This is a genomic window from Agrobacterium sp. CG160-95 (genome assembly GCF_053521725.1).
The window spans coordinates 456940-479172 of sequence record NZ_JBNWDU010000004.1 but is presented as its reverse complement, the minus strand read 5'-3'; the positions used below and the strand labels follow the sequence as shown (position 1 = coordinate 479172).

At 59.1% G+C, this 22233-nt stretch carries 20 protein-coding genes and 1 other RNA gene; 6 read left to right on the top strand and 15 right to left on the bottom strand.

The window, feature by feature from the left end; genetic code table 11:
- Positions 1-5: 5 nt before the first annotated feature.
- From ftsW to mraZ, 9 genes are read right to left on the bottom strand one after another with little or no spacing between them, the layout of a single operon-like run.
- A complete protein-coding gene (ftsW, locus tag ACQZ63_RS16625; RefSeq protein ID WP_003513223.1) occupies positions 6-1160 on the bottom strand; it encodes a putative lipid II flippase FtsW in 1155 nt (384 codons plus the stop codon).
- A gap of 4 nt (positions 1161-1164) precedes the next feature.
- On the bottom strand, positions 1165-2574 hold the full coding sequence (murD, locus tag ACQZ63_RS16620; RefSeq protein ID WP_113556383.1) for a UDP-N-acetylmuramoyl-L-alanine--D-glutamate ligase: 1410 nt from the start codon (positions 2572-2574) through the stop codon (positions 1165-1167).
- Between the two features lie 3 nt (positions 2575-2577).
- Complete coding sequence (gene mraY / locus ACQZ63_RS16615; RefSeq protein WP_003513226.1) at positions 2578-3678, bottom strand: phospho-N-acetylmuramoyl-pentapeptide-transferase; 1101 nt, start codon at positions 3676-3678, stop codon at positions 2578-2580.
- A gap of 23 nt (positions 3679-3701) precedes the next feature.
- A complete protein-coding gene (locus ACQZ63_RS16610) occupies positions 3702-5135 on the bottom strand; it encodes a UDP-N-acetylmuramoylalanyl-D-glutamyl-2,6-diaminopimelate--D-alanyl-D-alanine ligase (RefSeq protein WP_026330779.1) in 1434 nt (477 codons plus the stop codon).
- Entirely contained in the window at positions 5132-6592 is a 1461-nt protein-coding gene (locus tag ACQZ63_RS16605) for a UDP-N-acetylmuramoyl-L-alanyl-D-glutamate--2,6-diaminopimelate ligase (protein ID WP_113556384.1), read from the bottom strand. Before ACQZ63_RS16605 ends, ACQZ63_RS16610 begins: the two co-directional genes overlap by 4 nt.
- Before the next feature lie 59 nt (positions 6593-6651).
- The gene (locus ACQZ63_RS16600; protein ID WP_113556385.1) at positions 6652-8394 is read right to left on the bottom strand and encodes a peptidoglycan D,D-transpeptidase FtsI family protein; all 1743 of its coding nucleotides are present in this window, start codon (positions 8392-8394) and stop codon (positions 6652-6654) included.
- Positions 8394-8954, bottom strand: coding sequence for a cell division protein FtsL (gene ftsL / locus ACQZ63_RS16595; RefSeq protein WP_019565277.1), 561 nt, complete (start codon positions 8952-8954; stop codon positions 8394-8396). Before ftsL ends, ACQZ63_RS16600 begins: the two co-directional genes overlap by 1 nt.
- Before the next feature lies 1 nt (position 8955).
- On the bottom strand, positions 8956-9981 hold the full coding sequence (gene rsmH, locus ACQZ63_RS16590) for a 16S rRNA (cytosine(1402)-N(4))-methyltransferase RsmH (protein ID WP_013636514.1): 1026 nt from the start codon (positions 9979-9981) through the stop codon (positions 8956-8958).
- Positions 9982-9995: 14 nt separating this feature from the next.
- On the bottom strand, positions 9996-10436 hold the full coding sequence (mraZ, locus tag ACQZ63_RS16585) for a division/cell wall cluster transcriptional repressor MraZ (RefSeq protein ID WP_113556386.1): 441 nt from the start codon (positions 10434-10436) through the stop codon (positions 9996-9998).
- Between the two features lie 621 nt (positions 10437-11057).
- Here mraZ and ACQZ63_RS16580 point away from each other — a divergent pair.
- Genes ACQZ63_RS16580 through ACQZ63_RS16570 form a run of 3 tightly spaced genes read left to right on the top strand, consistent with a single transcriptional unit; the run spans position 11058 to position 13224 of the window.
- Positions 11058-11459: a DUF350 domain-containing protein gene (locus ACQZ63_RS16580; RefSeq protein ID WP_003513245.1), complete on the top strand. Its 402-nt coding sequence runs from the start codon at positions 11058-11060 to the stop codon at positions 11457-11459.
- A 9-nt stretch (positions 11460-11468) separates the two neighbouring features.
- Positions 11469-12065, top strand: coding sequence for a DUF1190 domain-containing protein (locus ACQZ63_RS16575; protein WP_113556387.1), 597 nt, complete (start codon positions 11469-11471; stop codon positions 12063-12065).
- Between the two features lies 1 nt (position 12066).
- Entirely contained in the window at positions 12067-13224 is a 1158-nt protein-coding gene (locus ACQZ63_RS16570) for a glutathionylspermidine synthase family protein (protein WP_038491630.1), read from the top strand.
- Between the two features lie 26 nt (positions 13225-13250).
- Here the strand turns inward: ACQZ63_RS16570 and rnpB are convergent.
- From rnpB to ACQZ63_RS16540, 6 genes are all read right to left on the bottom strand, one after another.
- An RNA gene (rnpB, locus tag ACQZ63_RS16565) (RNase P RNA component class A) lies at positions 13251-13656 on the bottom strand.
- A gap of 56 nt (positions 13657-13712) precedes the next feature.
- Positions 13713-14903 carry an NAD(P)/FAD-dependent oxidoreductase gene (locus tag ACQZ63_RS16560; RefSeq protein ID WP_113556388.1) on the bottom strand — a complete coding sequence of 397 codons (1191 nt, stop codon included), beginning with the start codon at positions 14901-14903 and terminating at the stop codon, positions 13713-13715.
- 65 nt (positions 14904-14968) lie between these two features.
- Positions 14969-16156: an FAD-dependent oxidoreductase gene (locus ACQZ63_RS16555; protein ID WP_113556389.1), complete on the bottom strand. Its 1188-nt coding sequence runs from the start codon at positions 16154-16156 to the stop codon at positions 14969-14971.
- 186 nt (positions 16157-16342) lie between these two features.
- A complete protein-coding gene (locus ACQZ63_RS16550; protein WP_003513258.1) occupies positions 16343-16882 on the bottom strand; it encodes a lytic transglycosylase domain-containing protein in 540 nt (179 codons plus the stop codon).
- Between the two features lie 247 nt (positions 16883-17129).
- Entirely contained in the window at positions 17130-17909 is a 780-nt protein-coding gene (locus ACQZ63_RS16545) for an N-acetylmuramoyl-L-alanine amidase (RefSeq protein WP_111790695.1), read from the bottom strand.
- Complete coding sequence (locus tag ACQZ63_RS16540) at positions 17906-18646, bottom strand: J domain-containing protein (RefSeq protein WP_013636520.1); 741 nt, start codon at positions 18644-18646, stop codon at positions 17906-17908. The genes ACQZ63_RS16545 and ACQZ63_RS16540 overlap by 4 nt, the downstream gene beginning before the upstream one ends.
- A gap of 318 nt (positions 18647-18964) precedes the next feature.
- On the opposite strand from ACQZ63_RS16540, the gene ACQZ63_RS16535 reads away from it, so the two are divergent.
- The 3 genes from ACQZ63_RS16535 (at position 18965) to ACQZ63_RS16525 (ending at position 22068) form a co-directional block, all read left to right on the top strand.
- Positions 18965-20176 (top strand): pyrophosphate--fructose-6-phosphate 1-phosphotransferase, encoded by a 1212-nt coding sequence (locus ACQZ63_RS16535; protein ID WP_003513264.1) that lies wholly within the window; start codon positions 18965-18967, stop codon positions 20174-20176.
- 51 nt (positions 20177-20227) lie between these two features.
- Positions 20228-20863, top strand: a complete 636-nt coding sequence (locus ACQZ63_RS16530; RefSeq protein WP_113556390.1) for a LysE family translocator — start codon at positions 20228-20230, stop codon at positions 20861-20863.
- Between the two features lie 125 nt (positions 20864-20988).
- Positions 20989-22068, top strand: coding sequence for a lytic transglycosylase domain-containing protein (locus ACQZ63_RS16525; protein WP_113556391.1), 1080 nt, complete (start codon positions 20989-20991; stop codon positions 22066-22068).
- Positions 22069-22233: the final 165 nt, after the last annotated feature.

The following is a 22233-nucleotide window of genomic DNA, read 5'->3' as shown; positions in this document are numbered from 1 at the left end:
ATCATTTACTCCGCAGGAACGCCGGAACCGACGCGGAAGAAGCTGCGCTCCTGCGCCCTCTTTTCCGGCCTGTGGCGTGTCAGCGCCAGAAGGAAGCCTGCCGTGACGCAGATCGCCATCATCGACGAACCACCATAGGAAATCAGCGGCAGCGTCATGCCCTTGGCGGGCATAAGCTCCAGATTAACGCCGATATTGATCATCGACTGCATGCCGATCTGCAGGACCAGACCGGCCACGGCAAAGCGGCAGAAATCGTCTTTTTCCCTGAAGGCGTGCGAGAGGCCGCGCAACACGATGAAGGCGAAGATCGCCACAAGGAACATGCAGAAAACAATCCCGAATTCTTCCGCCGCCACCGAGAAGATGAAGTCGGTATGGCTGTCGGGAATGATACGCTTGACGATGCCCTCACCCGGGCCGCGACCGAACCAGTCGCCACGAATGATCGCCTCGCGCGCCGTATCCACCTGGAAGGTATCACCCTCACCGGTCCAGAAACGGTCGATACGGCCGGCGACGTGCGGCAGGAGCAGATAGGCGGAGACGATGCCGAGAACGCCGAGGCCGCCGAGCACGATGATCCAGAACCAGGGAACACCGGCCATGAAGAACATGCCGCCCCACACCACCGATGTCAGGATGGTCTGGCCAAAGTCGGGCTGGGCAATCAGAAGTGCCGCCACGATACCGAAGGTGATGATAGCAAAGAGGTTACCGGGAATTTCGGGGTGGCGCGCGCGTTCGGCAAACAGCCAGGCGCAGACAATGACGAAGGCGGGTTTCATGAATTCCGATGGCTGGATCGAGAAGCTGCCGATGGAAATCCAGCGCCGTGCGCCCTTGACCTCGATACCGAAGAACAGCGCGAAAATCATCATCAGCAGCGACGCGATCAGCATCATCACCGCCACGCGTCGGACCTGACGCGGCGACAGGAAGGAAAGACCGATCATGATCGCCAGCGAAGGCACCATGAACATCGCCTGACGTTCCACGAAGAAGAAGCTGTTGAGACCGATGCGTTCGGCAACCGCCGGCGATGCCGCAAATGACAGCATCAGGCCGATGCCCATCAGCGCGATGAACGCCGCCAGAAAGAAACGGTCGATGGTCCAGAACCATTCCGCGACCGGACCGCGATCAACTCGGCTTACCATGGCCTCAGCCCCCTTTTCCAGAGTGAACGAGCATCGTCACGCCATCGAGCGCCGCAACCTGCGCGACGAACGAATCACCTCTGATTTCAAAGTTCTTATATTGGTCGAAGCTTGCGCAAGCCGGGGATAACATCACGATACTGCCGGCCGTCGCATCTTTTTCCGCATCCGCCGCCGCATGCTGCACCGCCTTGTCCAGCGTGCCGGATATTTCGTAAGGCACGGCTTCGCCGAGCGTCGCTGCAAATTCCGCCGCCGCCTCGCCGATCAGATAAGCCTTGGCGATGCGCGGAAACAGGGGCGCAAGGCTGGCAATGCCGCCGGCCTTTGGCAGACCGCCCGCGATCCAATAGATCCGCTCATAGCTCGACAAGGCCGGTGCTGCTGCATCGGCATTGGTAGCCTTGCTGTCATTGACGAAAGTGACATTGCCGCGCCGACCGACCGGCTGCATGCGATGTTTTAGGCCGGGGAAGGACTTGAGACCTGCGCGAACGTCCGCTTCGGAAACGCCGACGGCAAGGCATGCGGCAATTGCAGCCGCTGCATTCTGGGCATTGTGGCTGCCGCGAAGCGTCTGGATGCCGTCGAGATCGACCAGCAGCGAGGACTTGCCCCCATGCGCCCGCAGGATGCGGCTGCCTTCGGCATAAAGACCTTCGGAAACGACATTGCGCTTGGAAATGCGTTCCACCTTCACGCCGGCACGCTCGATGCGGTCGGCGATCAGCGTGGAATAGCTGTCATCAACGCCGACAATTGCCGTGCCACTGCCGGCCACAAGCCGTTCCTTGACATCGGCATAATGCTGCATGGTGCCGTGCCGGTCGAGATGGTCGGGCGTCAGATTGAGCAGAATGCCGGCCGTCGGATTGATCGTCGGCGCCAGATCGATCTGGTAGGACGAGCATTCAACGACATAGAAACGTTGCGCTTTCGGCGGATCGAGGCTCAGCACCGCAGTGCCGATATTGCCGCCGAGTTGTGTATCGCGGCCCGAAGCCTTGAGGATATGGGCAATCAGTGCGGTCGTCGTGGATTTGCCGTTCGTGCCGGTGATGGCGATGAAGGGGCAATCCGGCGCATGCGCCCGGCGCTCGCGAATGAAAAGCTCGATATCGCCGATAATCTCGACGCCGGCCGCCCGGGCAAGATCGACCGACCAGTGCGGCTTCGGATGCGTTAGCGGCACGCCGGGTGCGAGCACGAAAGACGAAAAGGAATGCCAGTCTATCGTTCGAAGATCAGCCGTCGTTATCCCTTCGGCCTCAGCCTTGGCGACGCTGTCGGGATTATCGTCGAAAGCAACAACATCCGCCCCGCCGGCAACCAGTGCCCGGGCCGTGACGAGGCCCGAACCGCCAAGCCCGAAAAGCGCGACCTTCTTACCTCTGAACGACGAGACCGGGATCATCGCTCACCTCAGCTTCAGCGTAGCGAGGCCGAGCAGCGCCAGACCGACGGAAATGATCCAGAAACGGATGACCACCTGGCTTTCCGTCCAGCCTTTTTTCTCGAAATGATGGTGGATGGGCGCCATCAGAAAAACGCGCCTGCCGGTGCGCTTGAACCAGAAAACCTGGATGATGACCGAGAGCGTTTCCATCACGAACAGGCCGCCGACGATGACCATGACGATCTCGTGCTTGGTGGCGACAGCGATGGAGCCGATGAGGCCGCCGAGCGCCAGCGAACCCGTGTCACCCATGAAGATGGCGGCGGGCGGCGCGTTGAACCACAGGAAGCCGAGGCCAGCCCCGACCACCGCGCCGACGATGACAGCGAGCTCACCCGTTCCGGGCACGAAGTTGATCTGCAGATAATTGGCGAAAACCGCGTTACCGGCGAGATAAGCAATCACGCCGAAGGTGGCGGCTGCAATCATGACAGGCACGATGGCGAGACCATCGAGACCGTCGGTCAGGTTAACCGCATTGCCGGCGCCGACAATCACGAAAGCACCGAACAGCACGAAGAAATAGCCGAGATTGATCACGAGTTCCTTGAAGAACGGAAAGGCGATGGAGCTTCCGAGCGTGCCGCCATGCGGTGCGGAAGCAAGCGCCACCTTCATCATGAAGAACACGGCAATCGCGGCAATCAGGAATTCGATGCCGAGACGGGCTTTGCCGGAAAAGCCCTTGTCGCTCTGCTTCGTCACCTTGAGATAGTCGTCATAAAAGCCGATAGCCCCGAAGCCGAGCGTCACCATCAGAACGGCGACGACGTAGACGTTCGACAGGTCACCCCAGAGCAGCGAACCGCCGAGAATACCGGCAAGGATCATCAGCCCGCCCATGGTCGGCGTGCCAGCCTTCTTGAAATGCGTCTGCGGCCCGTCGGCGCGGATTGGCTGGCCCTTGCCCTGGCGCACGCGCAGCGAATTGATGATCGCCGGTCCGAAAAGGAAGACGATCAACGCAGAGGTGAACATCGCCGCACCCGCCCGGAAGGTGATGTACCGGAAGAGGTTGAAGACTTGAATTTTATCCGACAGTTCGACGAGCCAGATCAGCATAATTGCCCTTTCAAAAGGCTATTTCAGACTTGGCGTTCCGTCTCGGGGAATGCCGGATACTTGTCAAGCAGTGCCGCGACAATCTTGCCGAAACCCAGCCCAAGTGACGATTTTACCATCAGCGCATCGCCCGGTTGCACCCATTGCAGGGCAAAATCGGCAAGTTCAGCTGTCGTCGGGAACCAGATGACAGTTACACTGTCCGGAAGCGCATCGCGAAGGGCGGCCATCGCCTCCCCAGCCAGCCAGACATGTTCGATACCACCCGCCAGCAGCGGTCCGGCCAGTTCCTCGTGTAGCTGGGCTGAGAATTCGCCCATCTCCAGCATGTCGCCGAGAACGGCAACGCGACGGCCATAACCCTGCGTTTCTGTTTCCGCAAGCACGGCAATCGCCGCCCGCATGGAGGCGGGGTTGGCGTTGTAGCTCTCATCGATCAGCAGGAAGGAACCGCTTTCAATCGTCAGGCGATGGCGCTGTCCGCGCCCCTTGACTGCCTCGAGCGTTCCGAGCACCTCGAAAGCGCGGTCGAGATTGGCGCCGGTAACGGCAACAGCACCAAGCACCGCCATGGCGTTATCGGCAATATGCCTGCCGGGAATGTTCAGGTGCAATTCGCTCGTTTCGCCGTTCAAAATCGCCCAGATGGTCGAGCCTGTGGACGTGCTTTCGAAATCGGCCAGCCGGAAATCGGCCTTGGCATGCTGCCCGAAGGTCAGGATATGCTCGATACCCTGGTCCTGCGCCGCTTCTTCAAGTTGCTCGAACTGGGCGTTGTCACGGTTGAGGATGACGAAGCCGCCCTCCTCCAACCCTTCGAATATCTCCGCCTTGGCGCTCGCGATCTCTTCTATGTTCTTGAAATTGCCCAAATGAGCTGGCGCGATGGTGGTAATGATCGCGACATGCGGACGTACCATCTTGACCAGCGGACGGATTTCGCCGGAGTGGTTCATACCGATTTCAAAAACGCCGAATTCGGTATCGGCGGGCATGCGCGCCAACGTCAGCGGCACACCCCAGTGATTGTTGAAGGACGCCACAGCCGCATGAACCCGGCCCGAAGGCGCCAGAGCCTGCCGCAACATTTCCTTCGTCGTCGTCTTGCCGACAGAACCAGTCACCGCGATGATCCGCGCCGTGGTCCTTTCACGCGCCGCAATGGCGAGCTTGCCAAGCGCCGCGAGGACATCCTCCACGACGATCATGGGCACGGTCAGGCGGCCGAGGGCCGGCAGCTTACCTTCGGCGACGACCAGCAGGCCCGCACCATTGGCGACAGCAAAACTGGTATAGTCATGGCCGTCGACCCTATCGCCCTTGATGGCGAAAAATGCTTCACCAGCCTTCACAGTCCGGCTGTCGATGGAAATGCCGGTGATACCGGTCGGCAGGTTCCCGACGGGACGCCCTGCCGTGATGGCGATCATGTCGGCGACTGTCCATAACCAATTCAAATCTTCAATCCTTCCAGCGCGGTACGCACCTGTTCATGATCGGAAAACGGCAGCGTCACGGAACCGACGATCTGCCCCTCTTCATGCCCCTTGCCCGCGACGATCAGCGTATCGCCGTTCGAAAGCAGCGACACCGCATGACGGATCGCCTCTGCCCTATCGCCAATTTCCAACGCACCCGGCGCAGCCGCCATGACTTCGGAACGGATCGTTGCAGCGTCTTCCGAGCGCGGATTGTCGTCGGTAACGATAACGATGTCGGAAAGACGTGTCGCCACTTCGCCCATGATCGGGCGCTTGCCCTTGTCACGGTCGCCGCCGCAGCCGAAGACGGTGATGATGCGGCCGGAGGTGAAGGGCCTGACCGAGGTCAGAACATTTTCAAGCGCATCCGGCTTGTGGGCATAGTCCACATAGGCAAGCGCGCCGTTCTTCGTCTGGCCCACAAGTTCCAGGCGACCGGCAGCACCGATCAGCTTTTCAAGCGCCTTCATGGCCGTTGGGGCGGAAACGCCGGTGGACATGGCAAGACCGGCGGCGACGAGAGCATTGGCTACCTGAAAATCGCCGGCCAGCGGAATGTCGACTTCGTGGATCACGCCGTCATGGTGCACTTCGATCAGCTGCTTGTGACGGAAATGCTCTACACGCTTCAGCGTCAGATAATCGCCCTTCCGGCCAACAGTGCGCACATTGAGGCCTGCATCCGCGGCGGCGCGAATGGCCTTATCCGACCAAGGGTCGTCGGCAAAAATGACGGCTGGCGCGCCCTTTTCCATCAGCGTGTCAAACAGCCGCATCTTCGCGGCCATGTAGTCCTCGATGGTCGGGTGATAATCCATGTGATCACGGCCGAGATTGGTGAAACCGGCCGCAGCGAGCTTCACGCCATCAATGCGACGCTGGTCGAGGCCGTGGCTCGAAGCTTCCATGGCCGCATGGGTCACGCCTTCGGCAGCAAGCTCGGCGAGAAGCGCATGCAGCGTCACCGGATCCGGTGTGGTAAGCGCGCCATAATCTTCGCGGCCGGGAGCGATGACACCCGTCGTGCCGATCTGGGCGGCGGCATGGCCAGCGAAAGCCCAGATTTGCCGCACGAAGGAGGCAACGGAGGTCTTTCCCGCGGTGCCGGTAACGGCGACCATGGTTTCCGGCTGTTTTCCATAAAAACGGGAAGCGGCGAGCGAAAGGTAGAGGCGCGGGTCAGTGACAGCGAGGACCGGCACATCGGCATCCACCGCATGCCCGGAAACGACGGCGACCGCACCCTTGGCGACCGCGTCCTTCACATAGGCCGCGCCATCCGCCTTGGTTCCCGCAACCGCCACGAACAGGCTGCCGGGCGCAGCCTTGCGGCTGTCTGCGGTAATTCCCCCGATTTCGATTGCCCCTATCTCAGACAGGAGCAATTCATTCAATTCCGGAAACGCCGTCCCGGATATATCTCGCAAATTCATCGACTGTGTCCGTCTTGTCCCCCCGGCGCGATTCGCCGGAACACCATAAGCTCTAACAATCAATAAGACACGAGCAAGGCCGAGCCATCCTTGCCGAACTTCGGCTTCACGCCCAGCACTGCCGCTGTGCGGCTGATGATATCGTGCACCATCGGCGCAGCCGAGGTGCCTGCAAGTGCCGCGCCATTGCCCTTGTCCGTCTTCGGTTCGTCGATGAAAGAGAGCACCACATATTGCGGGTCGTCCATCGGGAATGCCGAAAGGAAGGCATTGAAGTTCTTGTCATGCACATAACGGCCATTGACGACCTTGTCAGCCGTACCGGTCTTGCCGCCGACATTGAAACCGTCGACGCGCGCATTACGGCCAGAACCGTTGACACCGTTCCATTCGAACAGGAAGCGCATATCCTTGCTGGCGCCGGGCTTCAGCACCTGTTTTGCGACCTGATCCGCCTGTTCGCGCGTGCGCGGCAGGAATGTCGGCTCGATCAACTTCCCACCATTGACGAGCGCGGCACCGGCAACTGCTGTCTGCAACGGCGTTGTTGAAACGCCGTGGCCGAATGAAATGGTGATCGAGTTGATCTTCTTCCATTCGCGGGGCTGCGAAGGCAGCGCCACTTCAGGCAGTTCGGTCTGCATGCGCGTCAGAAGGCCAAGCCGCGTCAGGAATTCCTTGTGTCCTTCGGTCCCCACGGTGTCGGCGATTTTTGCCGTACCGATGTTCGACGAATACTGGAAGATTTCCGGCACCGAGAGCATGCGGCCCTTGCCGTGGAAGTCCTTGATGGTGAAGCCACCGATGCGGATCGGATAACGCGCGTCGAACATATCGCCCAGGCGGACGCGACCCGAATCGAGACCCATGGCAATGGTGAAGGATTTAAAGGTGGAGCCCATTTCGAACGTGCCGTTCGACATGCGGTTGAGCCATCCTTCCTTGGCACCTTCTGCCGGGTTGTTCGGATCATAATCCGGCACGGAGGCCATAGCGAGCACTTCGCCGGTATGCACATCCAGAACCACAGCCCCCGCGCCGATCGCCTGGAACTTGGTAATGGCCGAGGTCACGACTTCACGCACGATGGACTGGACGCGTAGATCGATGGAAAGCTTTACCGGCTCCAGCGGCTGATCGCTGGTCATGCCAAGCGCCGTCAGATCGGCCAGTCCCTGGCTGTCGACGTAACGTTCCATTCCGGCAACACCGCGATTGTCGATATTGACGTGACCGACAACATGGGCAGCTGTTGGCCCGCCAGGGTAGAAGCGGCGCTTTTCCGGGCGGAAACCGACACCGGGAATGCCGAGCGCCAGGATCTGGCTCTGCTGCTTCGGCGTCAACTGACGGCGCAGCCACTGAAAGCGCGAATTGGAGGAAAGCTTCTGATAGGTGCCGCGCTGGTCGAGATCTGGCAATACAGTGCGCAGCTTCTCGATGGCTTCGTCGATATCGACGATGCGATGCGGCTCCGCAAACAGCGACACGGTGCGGATATCAGTCGCCAGAACCTCGCCGTTACGATCAAGAAGATCGGGACGCGACGCCATCAGCCGGTCGGCAGGGGCAATGCTCGAAACCGTCTCCTGCTCGGCAAGGCCATATTGCACCAGACGGCCGCCCACGACGCCGTAAAAGGCGACGAAGCCGAAAATGATGAGACCGACGCGGCTTTTCGCCTGGGCCGCCCTCTTCTTGCGAGCGCCCTCGAAAGCTGCATGGTCAGTATGAATGCCGGTGGTGCTGGCGGAAAAGTGAGCCTTGCTCTTCAGAACCATGACGCGGGAGAGAAAAGACATCAGCGGTCCACCGATCCAGTTATGGTTTCATCCATTTCGCCATCTTCATCGCCTGCGACAGCGGCGACGGCAGGAGCCGGCGCCGCCGTGGGACGGGAAACACGCGCCCGCGGTGTTGGAACAGGAGCGCCATTGGCGGCAATCTGGCCGGCGGGCGGTGATTTCTTCTTGGCAGTTCCGCCAAGCGTAGCGCCCGGCTTGGAGCCGTTGACGGCAGCGGCGATGACATCCGCAACGCTCATGCCTTCCGGCTCGGGCGGCTGCGGCAATTGCGAGCGCAGCATCGGCAATTCGCGCGGCTGCGCCAATTGTGTCGGCAGCGTCGGCGAAAGGCCAAGCTCGTCCTGATAGGCATTCACGAGACGATGAAGGCGGTTCGGCTGCGTCAGCAGTGCCCAGTCGGCCCGCAAAAGATCGATCGTGTCTTTTTCGAGCTTGATTTCGGTCTCGAGCTTGCGGACCTGTTCCAGCTTGAGATCGGTCTTGTGCTTGATCGAATAGGTCACCACCGCCGCAGCGACCATGACCCCCATCAACACGACATCGAATGTGCGCAGCATATCAGCCTCCCATCTTTTCAAGGCTGGCGAGATCGGGAAGTTCGAAAATCGAAAAATCTGCCGCCCGGGCAGGTGCCGCCGTGCGCAGGCCGGCGCGCAGCTTGGCCGAACGGGCCCGCGGATTGATCTCCGCCTCCTCGTCGCTTGCAGCGACCATCGGCTTGCCGATATTTTCGAAAATGGCGGGCTTGTCTTCCACCATCGGCAGATGGCGGGAACCCGCCGCCTTTCCGGAACGTTCCGAGAAGAATTTCTTGACGATGCGGTCTTCGAGCGAATGGAACGTGACGACAACCAGCCGGCCGCCGGGCTTCAAAGCCCGCTCGGCAGCAAACAGGGCTTGCGCCAATTCGCCGAGTTCGTCATTGACGAAAACGCGAAGCGCCTGAAACACCCGTGTTGCGGGATGGATCTTGTCTTTAGCCTTGCGCGGCGTAACGATTTCAATGAGGCCCGCCAGATCACGCGTCGTGCGGAAGGGCTCTTCCGCCCTCCTCTTTTCAATCGCGCGGGCGATGCGGCCCGGCTGCTTTTCCTCGCCGAGAAAACCGAAGATGCGGATGAGATCGCCGACCTTGGCGCGATTGACGACATCCGCCGCCGAAACGCCAGAGCTGGACATGCGCATGTCGAGAGGACCGTTCTTCTGGAAGGAAAAACCGCGCTCGGCCTCGTCTATCTGCATGGAGGAAACGCCGATATCGAGAACCACGCCGTCAAGACCGCCTTCCGGCGCGTGCCTTGCCAGATCGGAAAATTGCGATTGAATGAGGGTAAGCCTGCCGCCATTTGCAGCAACCATGGCCTGGCCGCCGGCGATCGCGTTCGGATCGCGGTCAAGCGCGATGACATTGGCACCTTGATCGAGAATTGCCTGGGTGTAGCCACCGGCGCCGAAAGTGCCGTCGAGGATGACCTTGCCAGATGCGGGTTCGAGCGCAGCGATCACTTCGCGAAGCAGGACCGGGATGTGACGCTGAGGTCCCTCACCGGCATCAGAAGATCGCCCGCCAGAATTCGCCGCCATTCCGTGTCCCCGTCCTATGCGGGGCGTGCAGCCGAAAAACCGCGCCCCGCTCTTGCTGCCGCCTGCGCCGCCAAAAACGCCTGCGGTTGCCAAAGCTGAAAATGATCCGCTCGTCCAACGAAGGTGACATCCGTGGATATGCCGGTAAATTCCCGGACGAAATCCGTCACCATCAACCGACCTTCCTGATCGAGCTTCATGAAAACGCCGCCGCCGTGTACCAGCAGCGACATTGCGTTCGCCTCCGGCGAGAAGGCATCCATGGACGCGATCTGCCGCTCGTAGCGCCCCAGCAAATCCGGACCGCCGACACTGATTGCCGGAAACGCGAAATCCTGAAGACAATAAAGCTCCTGAATCCCACGCTGTGCCAGCACCGAACGAAACGGAGACGGAACCGAAACGCGCCCCTTGGCGTCGATCCTGTTCGTTACGTTCGATAAAAAGCGGTCCATTACTCAACTCGCCAAAACCGCATTCCGCAAAGCGAATCATCCGCCCCACAGACAACACCGGTACGCACGACACATCGCCAAGCGTCAGGGCGACATGCCCTGCAGCAGCCCGTTGCAGGCTCCTCACTCGTTTCAGCGATTGCGGGTCAAAAACACGACCCAGTGTGGTGTGCATTTGGGATACCATGGGACACTATGGGCGTCAATGGGAGAAGCCGGCACGATACCGACTCCGCATCGGAAATTCATAAGCCGTTAAGTTTAACGAATGGTTTACTTCGCGAACTCATGTGCCAGCGGAAACAAATAAAACTTGGGTCGATATGCCCATTTTTTGCTTGCGAAACAGATACTTGGCGACCCTCGCCGAACACGCGCCAGTTAAATCGCAAAAGGCGCTCTGATGCTGCCGTGGGAATGCCAGCTTGGTTGGCGTTACGGCTATCTGTGTGATTTAGCGATAGACCAGTTGCAGAGGTTCGATTTGACGCCGAAGCAATGCGCATGTTGCGCTCAGCCAGAACCGTCACTCTCAACAAACAACAACGCCGCGACGCTTGACTTTTGAAACTTTCAATTGATTTTGATTTCTGAAGTTGTGTTTTTCATTGTGAGACAATAATGCCGAATTACGTGGCAGGCTTACCTGCCTTCTTAAGTTATTTTCTGATCGGCCTGCTCTGCCTGGCAACCTTTTCCGCTATTTACACCCGCCTTACTCCCCACCGCGAGGGGGAGTTGATCAAGGCCGGCAACTTTGCCGCCGTCGTCGCTTTTTTGGGGGCACTGATCGGCTTCAGCCTGCCGCTCGCCTCGGCGGCGGCTAATTCCGTCAGCCTCCCCGACTATATCGTCTGGGCAGTGATCGGCCTGCTGGTACAGGTTCTCGCATTCTACATCGCCAAACTCTCCATGACCGACCTGCACCTGAAAATCACCGAGGATAACGTTGCGGCCGGGCTCTGGAGCGGCGGCATCGCTGTGGTCATCGGGATTTTAAACGCCGCCTGCATGGCCTATTGAGGAACAGACATGTATTTGGACGTGACAGAACACCCGCGTCTCGCCCTAGGTACGATTGCCGCAATAGGCCTTTTTATGGCTTTTTCATCGGAGGAAGAGGTTCTTTATACCTCAGTTGAAAAATGCGTTGCCTCCGGTGTCTATCCCAAGGCTTGCCAAGCGGCATCCGAAGACGCCGGCCAACATCATCTCGCCACTGCACCTAAATTTCTCAATATGGTCGCATGTGAAATGGAATACGGCGCGGGAAACTGCTTTGAGCTGAAACAAAATCTCAATTCCACTAACCCCACCGGCATAGGTGTCTTCACACCCTCACCCGCCGGTTTTGTTATGCCTCGGTCCATCGAGAACTTTGCCGACTACAGCAACTATCGCCGCAGGCAGAAAAACAGCGAGTCGGGTTCCAACGGTGCGATGTCGGCCTATCGAAAACGCAACGGCGACCTCGTCATACCGGATGTGACGGCCAGTGAACAGGACCAAGGCGGCGGGGGAATCACGTCAGGAGGAGGCGCGCTAGCGAATGACGTGAAGACTTCCAACGCCAAAACGAACGTCAAGGGCCGTGGTGGATTCGGCGGCTACTCCTTTTCAGGAAGCTGACATGCGCCGCATCACAGTCCCGCCGCGCCCGGATTGGCGCGAGAAAGCCAATGCTGTCGGTTTCTCCTTCCATGAAATGCATGGCGAGCCTTACTGGGTGGACGATGCAGCCTATTGCTTTGGACTGGCTGAAATCGAGCGCGACATCGAAGAACCGAGCCAGATCCTGCACGACATGTGCATGGATCTTGTCGCCGACATCGTACACAGTGAGGAGGCTTTAACCCGTCTTGCCATCCCCCGCGATCACCATGATGTCATTCGAAATTCTTGGCGGCGGTGCGACCGCCACCTGTATGGCCGCTTCGATCTTGCCTATGACGGGCATGGCCCTGCAAAGCTGCTGGAATACAACGCCGACACGCCCACTTCCGTATTCGAAACGGCATATTTCCAATATAACTGGCTGACCGATCAGGTCGCCCTTGGAACGCTCCCGCCGCAAACCGACCAGTTCAACTCGGTTCAGGAAGCCTTGATTGAGGCCTTCGGGCAATTCTCGCGAGACAGGATTTTCCATTTCGCGGCGGTGAGCGACAACGCCGAGGATTGCGGTACGACGATTTATCTCATGGACTGCGCCATTCAGGCGGGCCACCGTGCCCAATTCCTCGATATCAGAGACATCGGCATCGATGCGTGCGGGCGTTATGCTGACCTTCAAAGTCGCGTCATCGAACGCTGCTTCAAGCTTTATCCCTGGGAATACATGTTACGAGAATCCTTTGCCACGCATCTGCCTGCACAAGGCGATATTTTCATCGAGCCGGCCTGGAAAGCCGTGCTGTCGAACAAAGGCCTGCTGCCTTTGCTCTGGCAGCGGCATCCCAATCACCCGAATCTGCTCCCGAGTTTCTTCCCGGACGATCCTGAAATATATGAATTGCAGGATTACGTGGTGAAGCCGCTTCTTTCGCGTGAAGGCGAAAATGTCAGCCTTTATCGAAACCGACGCGAAATTTTATCGGCCCCCGGCAATTATGGCCAAGAGGGGTATGTTTTTCAGGCCTACGCACCATTGTTCAAGAGCGATTTCGGATACGCCGTGTTAGGAAGCTGGATCGTCGCCGATCGGCCCTGCGGGCTCGGGATTCGCGAGGACGCGTCACCTATCACCGCAAATCTCTCCCGCTACGTTCCCCATATCATCGAGGGCTGATCGCCACCGAAAAAAGCGGCAGGAAAATCGCCAGTTGGCCTGTAAGCCGGGTTCTGTATGGCCCCGGTTTGACCCGGAACGTGGCAGCCATTCATCTGGGACGGCATTTGCATGCCGCCTCTCGCAACCCACCCGGATGACGGGCCCGGAAACCGGCTGTAGACGAAGGCTTTCGCCCGCGCCCCGTGTCATCCCTATTCGGTCTTGCTCCCGGTGGGGTTTACCTTGCCACCACTGTCACCAGCGGCGCGGTGGGCTCTTACCCCACCCTTTCACCCTTACCATGCCAGGCATGGCGGTTTGCTCTCTGTGGCACTTTCCCTGGGGTCGCCCCCGCCGGACGTTATCCGGCACCGTATTTCCGTGGAGCCCGGACTTTCCTCACCTTACCGTCTTTCGACATTGGTAAAGCGCGGCTGCCCAGCCAACTGGCATGGCGTCAATACCCATGTTCTTTGGCGAAAGCCACCGAAAAGCGTAACGGAAGATCAAAGAAATGCAGGCTTGAAATCCGTTGCATAGGCGTCGTCTCCAATTTTTCCATCCCGCAGCAACAGGGCGCCTAACCGCCCGATCTCGTCGGAACTCTTGGCCGCCGTACCGTTGCCGCCAGTCAGAACCGCAATGCGTGGTGACGTCGTAAAGCCGATGGCCGGATAACCGCCCGGCGTTTTGGACACCACGCAGGCGGCCATGGAAATGCGCGACCGGTCGATGGATGGCACCAAGGTCCCGACGATGGCGGAGAGATGGTCGCGAACGCTTTCGCGCCCGCCGGAACGGAACCATGCGCGAATTTCGGGATCGCTATCGAGCTTCTTATCATCGGGATCGCCGCCTATTTTCAGATAGAACCTGCCATCGGGATAACGGACGGGCGGCAGGAGATAGATATGTTTCGTCGTGTCGCGCGGCTCGTAAATCAGCGACGGCATGCCCGCATATTGTCCCAGCTCCGCCTCGTCTACCTCGAAGAAGGCGACGGTGCGCGCATAGACATTGAGAGCTACGGGCTGCGGCAACAAATCCTTCGTGATCGAGAAGCCACCCGCAGCGACCAGCACCCGGTCTGCCGTATAAACCGAACCCGAGGCCGTCTCGACGCGTGCACGGCCAGCCTCTTCCCGCGTCGAGACGACTATATCGTCGATGAGCGTAACGCCGGCTTTGTCTGCCAGAACGCTCTGCGCCTTCACCAGCGCGCGCGGATTGACGTAACCGGCATTGTCCTTTTCGAACACGCCCTCGCAGCCCGGCTCGAAGGAGAAATAGGGAAAGGCGCTTTTCAGACCTGCGTCGTCAAGCATTTCCGTGGAAACCCGCAGACGCGCCGCTGCCTCACAGACGTTGTCGACAAAGGGATTGTCGCCACCGCGTTCAGGCCCAACCATCAGACAGCTGACGGGAGCGTAAAATTCCACGCCGCTCCTTGCCGCGATGTCGGTGTAGCGCGCGATCGAGCGGTTGGCGAGCAGTGCCCAGTCCGCATCGCCATCAATGGTGCGGGTAATGCGCGCCTCGTCATAATGGCTGGCGAAAACACCCGGATGTGACTTGATGTCGGCAGGTTCACCGGGCCCGATCAGGGCCACACCTTCGGTGTTTTCCGCCAGATGGCGGGCGGCGGCAGCACCCATCATGCCACGACCGACAACGATATATTTGAAATGTCCCGACATGCCGCCTCTTCGCCTCAACCCGCTCTAGTACAGCTGCGATTTTGTAGCCGCTTCGCTGCTGAATGTCAGATAAAAACCGGCGACATTTCGGCGGCAAAATCACTCTCGGTCAGCTGGCCATCCAGAAGCAGCACTGCGCCTAGCCGCCCGATTTCGTCGGAAGACTTGGCGGAAACGAAATTGCCACCGGTCAGAACCGCGATATTGGAAGATTGCGTATAGCCGATATATGGATAACCGCTACGAGTAATGGATGCGACGCAGGAACCAGAGGTCACGGGGCAGCCCGCAAGTTCCGGCATGAGCGATAGCGCCCGTTTCGTCAGGAATTCCACTTCGCCCGGCGTGCCGTCGGAATGAAACCAGCCGACTGCTTCGGCCAGCGTTTCCAGCCTGCCCTTTTCGCTCTCACCGCCGATCTTCAGATAGACCTTGCCGTCGGGGTAACGCACAGGGGGCAGAATATAGACGATATCGTCCTCGGTCTCCGCCAGCACGATGGTAGAGGGCATGGAGCCGAAGAGGGCCTGCCTTGCTTCGTCCAGTTCGAAAAACACGATGGTGCGGCCCGTTGCCGCCATATCGACCGGGGAAGGCAGAAGATCAGCCATGTTGGTGAAACCGCCAGCCGCCACTATGACCTTTTCGGCCGTGTGTACGGCCCCTTCCCTGGTGGAAACTTCCACACCTTGGGAGGTATCGCGAACATGCGCCGCCGTCTCGCGGAACAGTCGCGCGCCCTGCGCAGCAGCAATCGTGCATTGCGCCCTCACAAGCGCACGCGGATTGACGTGGCCGGCATTCTGCGCCTCGAAGTAACCGTCGTGATCCGACGGCAGGGAAAACATCGGGAACCGGGGAGCCAGCGCATCGCTTCCGATCGTTTCCACGCCAAGACCAAGGCGGTCAGTCGAGACCAAGGCTCGCGAAACGTAGTCTCCAGCAAGCCCCTTGCCGTTTCCGGTAAACAGACAGCCCGCTTCGGTGAAGAAACGGATGCCGCTTTTTGCTTCGATCTCGGCATAGCGCCGGATGGAGCGTTGCGCCAGCTCCGCCCAGACGGGATCGCCATCGAAACCACGGGTGATGCGCGCCTCGTCATAGTGACTTGAAAACACACCGTTATGGGTCTTGCGATCGGCGGGTTCATCCGGCCCGATCAGCGCCACGCCATCCGTTTGCGCTGAAAGGTGTCTCGCTGCCGCCGCACCCATCATTCCGGCACCGACCACGATATATTTGAAATCCGGCATGTCATGCTCCGCATCAGGTTTGCTCCTGACTACAGCATGCACGCAAAAACCGGAATCGATTTTCGTGACGTCCGAAACACATCGCGCAAGAGCGTGCAGCGTTTTTGCAATAACGAGATGCGATAAAACAAGGACTTAAAGCTTATCGCCAATCTGAGACATCACGACACGCTTGAGCAAAGGATCTCAGCTGGCCAGAAGCGCCTGGACCTTGCCGCAATAACGCTTGGACACCGGGTTCATGCGGGTGGCGCCGTGGCCGGCATTGTAACGCAGGATCGTGCTGCAAACCTCACCGCCGCCAAGCTGGTGGGCGGTTGCCAGATATTGCATGCCCCAGCGAATATTGGTCTCGGGGTCGAAGAGGGCTTTGGTCGTGCCGCGAAAGCCCATCATGCGCGCCGTTGCCGGCTTGATCTGCATCAGCCCGACCTCGCCTGCGCTGCCGCGAGCCCTAGGGTTGAATTTGCTTTCTACAGAAACGACGGCATGGGCCAGATTGGTGGGGACGCCGTAACGCTTGGCATATTTGACGATCAGATCGGAATAGTCGTTCTTGAGCGACGAAGGCAGGCTCTTTTCGGGAACGGGATAACCGGGCGTACGGAAGAAGGTCCCCAGCGTCACGGTTTTGGTCTTGACGTCCTCGTCTTTGGCAAAAGCAATCCCCGCCTGCGAAACGAGCATAGCAACGCCCGCTGCGACAGCAACAAAAACTCTGTTCATCTGTTGAAATAGTCTCCAGATCGGATAACCGGAACAATGAAACGATAAAAACGTCCAGCGCGCGGAAAGTCGATTACGACCTTCTACCGTCCAGTCTCCTTGATTGATATTGACGGCAAGCTCCCCTGAAGAACAGCACCGCGTCCACTGCGGCTCTTAGACTTCCTCAATGCGGATTAACTGTGGCACAACAAAAAAATCGACTTGCGCGACCGGGAAACGGGGAAGGCTTTTCCAGAGACGGCGTTCAAACGGCCGAAAATTTCGGAAGGCTGGCAATCAGCCGATGCAGCGTGTCAATCGTGGAAAAATCCGCGATACCATCCACCAGCGCCGGGCGGAAATGCCGCTGAAAGGCGGCCACGGCACCTTCTGTTTTTTCGCAATATGCGCCTGTTATTTCAACGCCATATCCGTAAATGGATAGCATGGACTGGAGCGCTTCCACCGGCTGGCCGTGATCGCCGCGCTGAAAAAAACGTCCGCCGCGGATCGGCGCAGGCTCCACCCAATGACCGACACCGTGCCGCGACAGGATGTCCCATGGGAATTTTTCACCCGGATCAACCTTGCGGATCGGCGCCACATCGGAATGCGCAAGCACCCTTTCAGGGGCGATAGACCACCGCTGGCCGCAATCGCGACACAATTCGATGACGGCAGCCACCTGTTTTTCCGGAAATTCCGGCAGGCCGCCCGGATGGCCCTGATTGGCGATTTCAATCCCGATGGAGCGGGAATTGATGTCCGCCTCCCCCGCCCAGCTGCTTTTGCCCGCATGCCAGGCGCGGCGAGTTTCCGCAACAAGCTGCATGACACGCCCGTCTTCAAAAACGAAATAGTGGCTGGAGACCTGGCTTTCGGGATTGCAGAGCCACGAAAGGGCGCCATCGGCTGTTGTCATGCCGGTATAGTGCAGGAGAATGATATCCGGGCCTTCCACGCCCTGTCTTTCGCCATGGTTGGGAGAAGGCGCAACGGTTGCGCCCCCGAAATCCGGGTTGAAATCCGGCAGAAATTCACTCATGCGACGCGGCGTTCTTTCTCGATGGCCTCATAGGCGGCATTGAGAGCCGCCATACGCTCATTCGCGGCAGCGTGCAATTCCATCGGCACACCGCGCGCGATGAGCTTGTCCGGATGGTGCTCGGCAACCAGCGAACGGTAACGCTTGCGAATATCCAGAAAGTCGTCCGAGGGCGAAACGCCAAGCACGCGATAGGGATCGCGCCCATCCATATGAACGTGCCGTGCCATGATCGTTTCGAAATGATCTTCGGTAATATGGAAGATTTCCGCGATACGGCCGAGGAACGCCAGTTCCCGCTCGTGGATCAAGCCGTCTGCCTTGGCGATGTGGAACAGGCCATCGATGACGCTTTCCAGCATCTCGCAATTGTCATGGCCGGAGCCGCAAAGACCGGCAAGACGCTCGGCATAGGCCTCGTATCCCGCAACGTCCTGGCGTGCGAGATTATAAAGGCGGGCAACGTTTCTGGCTTCTTCTTCAGGAAAATCGAAAATCTGCCGGAAGGCGCGCACTTCGGCATCGTTCACGACACCGTCGGCCTTTGCCATCTTTGCCGACAGCGCGATAATGGCCACGGAAAAAGAAACCTTGCGGCGGGTCTCCGGATCTCCCTCGAAAAGGGTGCGGATCGCCTCCACCACGCGACCGAGCGTGCTGCCTGCCGCGTCACCGATCGCGCCGAGCAGCCGTTCCCACAGGGATGAAATATGCAAACAGGCGAAATCGAACATCATGACGCCAAGCATGACGGCATATCGCCGTGAATGCAATATGCGCGGCGCCGCTGCGGCATTAACTTTTATTCATTTTTGCGACAGTTTTTCTTCAGGAGCAAGGGGGCGGCAAACGGGAGAGCAACGGTTTTCCACAGACGGCGAAGCCTGGTGCAAGGTTGGAGGCGATTGAAACGATTATATTCGGCTTCTTTGCCCAAGCTGCTGAAAAACCGCGAGAAATCGGCATTTTTCGTGATAAATTCACTTTACACCTACACGTGGCTGTCGCATCCATTTGCCAGACATATCTTTCTATCCAAGCAAAGGAGAGCCACGATGGCCAAACAGAAAGTCGCAATGCTGACCGCGGGTGGCCTTGCTCCCTGTCTCTCTTCAGCCGTTGGCGGCCTGATCGAGCGTTATAGCGACGTCGCGCCTGATATTGACATTGTGGCCTATCGTTCCGGCTATCAGGGCGTGCTTCTGGGCGACCGGATCGAGATCAACAAGGACATGCGCGAAAAGGCGCATCTGCTGCACCGTTATGGCGGATCGCCGATCGGCAACAGCCGCGTAAAGCTCACCAACGCTGCCGATTGCGCCAAGCGCGGGCTGGTGAAAGAGGGTGAAAATCCGCTGCGCGTTGCCGCCGAACGGCTGGCTGCCGACGGCATCACCATTCTCCACACCATCGGCGGCGACGACACCAACACGACGGCCGCCGACCTTGCCGCCTATCTCGGCGCCAACGGTTACGATCTGACCGTCGTCGGGCTGCCGAAGACCGTGGATAACGACGTGGTTCCGATCAGGCAGTCGCTCGGCGCATGGACCGCGGCCGAAGTGGGCGCTTCCTTCTTCGACAATGTCAGCAACGAGCAGAGTGCTGCGCCGAAGACCTTTGTCATCCACGAAGTCATGGGCCGCCATTGCGGCTGGCTGACGGCTGCGACCGCCCGCGCCTACATCCAGAAGACCAACGGCAATGAATATGTCGAAGGACTGATGATGAACACGCAGATGAAGAACATAGACGGCATCTACCTGCCGGAAATGGCGTTTGACATCGAAGCGGAAGCCGAACGGCTGAAGGCGATCATGGACAAACACGGCTACGTCACGTTGTTCGTTTCCGAAGGTGCGGGGCTCGATTCCATCGTTGCCGAACGCGAAGCCGCCGGTGAGGCCGTCAAGCGCGATGCCTTCGGCCATGTGAAGATCGACACCATCAATGTCGGCGGCTGGTTCCAGAAGCAATTCGCCGGCCTCATCGGCGCCGAACGCTCCATGGTCCAGAAATCCGGTTACTTCGCCCGCTCCGCTCCCGCCAATGGCGATGATCTGCGCCTCATCCAGGGCATGGTCGATCTTGCCGTCGAAAGCGCGCTGAACAAGGTCTCGGGCGTCACCGGCCACGACGAAGACCAAAAGGGTAAATTGCGGACCATCGAGTTTCCGCGTATCAAGGGCGGAAAGCATTTCGACCTGTCTGCAAAATGGTTCACCGAAGTGATGGAACACGTCGGTCAACCGTTCACAGCGGCCTAATTTTACGATAGGCTGGATAAAGCGGCGACAGGGAGGGCAAGGAGGAAGAGAATGTCTGGACAGGCGTGGCTGGTTTTTTGTGCAGCATGTGCCGTTGTGTTCGCACTTCCCTCTCCCCTTGTATTCTCTGTCGCCTCGTATGCCGCTATCCGCGGCAGAAAAACGGTGTTTACCTCCGTCACTGGCGGCGCGCTTGGCATCGTCACAGCCATGACGATATCCGCGATTCCAGCGGCTGGCCTTGCCTATCTGCCGCATGCCTTTGTGGAAATCGTTCAGTGGACGGGTATCGGCTGGCTGATTCTTTTCCTGTTATGGACCTTTGCCACCCCCGCCGCCCAGGCAGCCAATGCAGACAATGACAATCTGCCCGGCAAATCATCCAGCGGCATTTTCCGTGATTGCTACGCCATTGCAGCGTTGCGTCCGCGCTATTTCATGTTCTTCCTGGCACTGTTGCCGCAATTCGTTTCCACCTCCGGCAATGCGGTCGAAACGCTGGCCGTAGCGCAGGCCGCAATCCTGTTGCTGGCACTTGGCATTCTGGCAGCGCAGGCACTCTTTGCCGGCTCCACGCTGGCACTGGTGCGCCGCATGTCCGGCAACAAAAAAATCCGGCCGAAATACCGCACTCACTTCATTTCTGGCCGTGCCGTCAGCGCCGGATACCGCCGCATCGCCGCCTGAAAAACCGCGATGCCACGTCCCGGCTTGCCGCTATCCTTACAATAGGTTAATGAAGGCTCGACGGGACACTGCCTGCTTCGCTCGACGCGGGGGTATCGACAGACAGGCATAACGAAGGCGGCAACATGCGAAATTCGGCAAAATTCCGCGGAAGAAGCGCACTTCTTCTGTCTTCCACGGTGGGCCTTGCACTGGCTTTGGCCGGATGCACCAGCGTCGAATATGCCGCAAAGGAAGGGCCGAACGGCCCGAAAATAGCCGCAGTCAACCAGACCGCACCGGCACAAGCCTCCGCACAGTCGGAAACGGCTGGTACCCCGGCTGATACCGCCGCACCGGCAGTACATGCCACTGACGTGGCAGCCTCTTCCCAGCCCGAATCGCTTCCAACCGTCGCTGCCGTCAAGGGTGGCCGCGTGGCGCTGCCGCCGGCAGCCGAAATTGCAGCGGCAGTGGCGAGCCCAACCCAAATGCAGCCACAGCAACAACAGACAGAGGTCGCGCAGGCAACGGTAACGACAGCCGCGCCGACGACGGCTGCGGCTCTTGCACCGCACGCCACAACGCCGGCAGCCGCAGCGATCGAAACCGCAAGTGCCGCCGCGAAACCGGCGGCCCACAACTCTGCCGCCGACCTGCCGCAGGTGGTTGCCGTCAAGGGCAGCTTCCCGCCCGCACCGCCGCCGCCCGGAACACCGTCGATCGGTACCGAACTGACCGCGGAGCGCAAAGTCATTCCACTGCCGAAGCCGGACAGCACGGTTCTGGCCTATGCGGCCGGCCCGACCAACGCCGCCCTTGCCGCTATCCGGCAGAACGAAACGATGACGGCGCCGTACAAATCCGCGCCGGCCGGACGTGAAAAGCTGAGCGGGCTTATTTCGAAATACGCTGTCATGTATAATGTGCCGGAAGATCTGGTGCATCGCGTGGTGCAGCGTGAAAGCAGATACAATCCCGGCGCCTATAATGGCGGCCACTTCGGCCTGATGCAGATCAAGCACGCCACGGCCCGCTCCATGGGCTTTGATGGCCCCGCCTCTGGCCTGTTCGATGCCGAAACCAACCTCAAATATGCCGTCAAATATCTGAGCGGCGCCTGGCTTGTTGCCGACAACAACCAGGACAATGCTGTCAGGCTTTATGCACGCGGTTATTATTACGACGCCAAGCGCAAGGGCATGCTGCACGTTCTGCGCAAGTAAGCCTTTGAGCAGCATCGGGACTGCAATGCAGCAAAGCAGCTTTTCTTAAAAACGTCGAGCACGTCACTTTTGTCATCCTCGGGCTTGTCCCTGGGATCTGCAAGCTTTTGATTTTACGATATGTGCTTAGATCCTCGGTACAAGCCCGAGGATGACGTCGCATCC